Origin of the sequence: Desulfofundulus sp. (genome assembly GCF_049701015.1) — a bacterium.
In the GTDB taxonomy this organism is placed as follows: Bacteria; Bacillota; Desulfotomaculia; order Desulfotomaculales; family Desulfovirgulaceae; genus Desulfofundulus.
The window spans coordinates 1-2,224 of record NZ_JBNATZ010000231.1; the positions used below are offsets into that span (position 1 = coordinate 1).

General features: G+C 52.1%; 3 protein-coding genes. All 3 read left to right on the plus strand.

Annotated features, from left to right (window positions below):
• The coding region (locus ACPLUI_RS12140) for a methyl-accepting chemotaxis protein (RefSeq protein WP_424660519.1) at positions 1-975 on the plus strand (975 nt) is incomplete at its 5' end.
• 179 nt (positions 976-1,154) lie between these two features.
• Positions 1,155-2,000 (plus strand): DNA adenine methylase, encoded by an 846-nt coding sequence (locus ACPLUI_RS12145; protein WP_424660520.1) that lies wholly within the window; start codon positions 1,155-1,157, stop codon positions 1,998-2,000.
• Positions 2,001-2,015: 15 nt separating this feature from the next.
• Positions 2,016-2,224, plus strand: a 209-nt coding sequence (locus ACPLUI_RS12150; protein ID WP_424660521.1) for a PD-(D/E)XK nuclease superfamily protein, incomplete at its 3' end; no start/stop codon positions are given.

The following is a 2,224-nucleotide window of genomic DNA, read 5'->3' on the forward strand; positions in this document are numbered from 1 at the left end:
CTTATGGCAGTAATAATAACCCGCATGCTCACCCGTCCTATCCTGGCGACGGTTTACGAGGCGGGTCGTATCGCTGAAGGCGACCTTACGGGTGAGGAACTGGTGGTACGCACGCGAGACGAAATTGCAAGTTTGGCTGAAGCTTTCAACCTCATGCGTAAGAACCTTCGTGAGATTGTCAGTCAGCTGGTACAGGCATCCAGGCAGGTAGCCGATTCAGCCTCCCAGCTTGCTGCCCAGGCCGAGCAGACAGCTGCTGGGGCAAATGAAACTGCTGCGACCATGAGTGAAATGGCTTCAACTGTAGAACAAGTAACCGAAAATGCTCAAAAGGTTTCAGCATTAGCCGAGCAGGCTGCAACTCGTGCCGCTGAGGGTATCGCGGGCATTGAGCGGATTACCAGGCAGATGAAGGCTATTGAGCAGTCGGCTGCCAATGTTTCTGACGTTATTAACACCCTCAACCAAACTGCAAGCCAGATTACCCAGATCGTTGACTTGATTACTGGAATTGCCGACCAGACTAACCTGTTGGCACTGAACGCTGCCATAGAAGCCGCACGCGCCGGAGAACAGGGCCGCGGATTCGCCGTTGTAGCTGAAGAAGTTCGCAAGCTGGCTGAACAGTCCGCCAGCGCTGCCAAAGAAATCTATGAGCTGATCACAACGATTCAGGCTGAGTCCCAAAAGGCTGTTGAAGTTATGGATGCCGGTGCAGCTGAAGTTTTAGCGGGAAGTAAAGTGATCAGTGAGGTGGGAGAGAACATTAAAACTATCAACACTACAATTGAGGACGTTGCACGGCAGATTCAGGAAGTGGCTGCCGCTGCGGAACAAATGTCAGCTGGCGTGCAAAATGTTGCCGGGACGACAGAAGAACAGACGTCAGCAATGGAAGAGATCTCCGCTTCTACTGAAGAGCTTACCGCGCTGGCTGGCGAACTAGAAAAATTGGCTTCGCGTTTTCGTGTTTGATGTGAGGGGAGCAGTAATCCCCCTCATTTCATCTTAATTCATTTAGGAAGCGGGAAGAAGTTGCAGTACGTATAAGTCATCTTATGCGAAAAAATGTCCTGGAAAATTTCGCATAAGTTGCAGGAAGACGCCCTCTTAAGGGCGAATTTTTTGTTCGCATAAGTTAACTCAGGGGGGAGATGGTTGTGTACAAGACATACCATACACAGGCAAAGGAAGAAAGTCCCAGGCCCCCCGTCAAGTGGGCAGGGGGGAAATCCCAGCTCATACCCCAGTTCGAGCAGTTATTTCCCAAAAGAGAGTACACTCTCTACGTTGAGCCTTTTGTCGGCGGCGGGGCGGTTTTCTTCCACCTGCTACCCCCCAGGGCGGTGTTGATCGACAGCAATGATGAGTTAATCAATTTCTACCTGGTGGTACGGGACGACCTGGAGGCCCTTCTACAGGACCTGAGAAGGCACGAAAACACTGCGGAATATTACTACCGCATTCGCGCCCTTGATCCCGGTCAGCTAACTCCCGTGGAGCGGGCCTCAAGATTCCTCTACCTGAACAAGACTGGCTACAACGGGCTGTGGCGTGTGAACAGCCGGGGGCAGCATAACGTACCATTCGGGCGTTACAAGAACCCTAAAATAGTGGATGAGCCGAACCTCCGCCTGGTGAGCGGGGCTTTGAAAAGGGCGGAGATAATCTGCGGCGACTTCAGCCGGGTCCTGGACTGCGCGGATCGGGGAGCTTTCGTATACCTGGACCCGCCCTACCATCCGCTTTCGGAAACAGCTAATTTCACCAGCTATACCCCCGATGCATTTGGGCAAGACGACCAGCGGCGTTTGGCAGAAGTGTTTCGGGAATTGGATCGAAAAGGCTGTCTGGTCATGTTAAGCAACTCGGATACGCCATTCATTCGTGAGCTTTATAAGAACTACGACATACAGGTGGTTTACGCAAAAAGAGCCATTAATTGCCGGGCCGATAAGCGCGGGCCGATATCGGAACTGGTTGTCCGTAACTATAGTTAACCGGGGGTAGGGAGATTGTCACCGGGCGGGAAAGGAACTAAAACAGGGTCCTTTTGGGAACAGGTCATCAAGCCGGTTCTCGAAATACACTATTCGGGGCGGTTTCAAACCCATGTGCCTGTGGGGAATCAGCTCTTTGGGGCTACTTACTATGCTGATTTTGTTGTCCAGGACGATACCGGCGGAATCATAGTGAGTGCAAAATGGCAACAGGTTCCTGGAAC

Bases quoted from the DNA above. Each gene is read 5' to 3' on its own strand.
- ACPLUI_RS12145 (WP_424660520.1), top strand. From the start codon at position 1,155: ATGGTTGTGTACAAGACATACCATACACAGGCAAAGGAAGAAAGTCCC.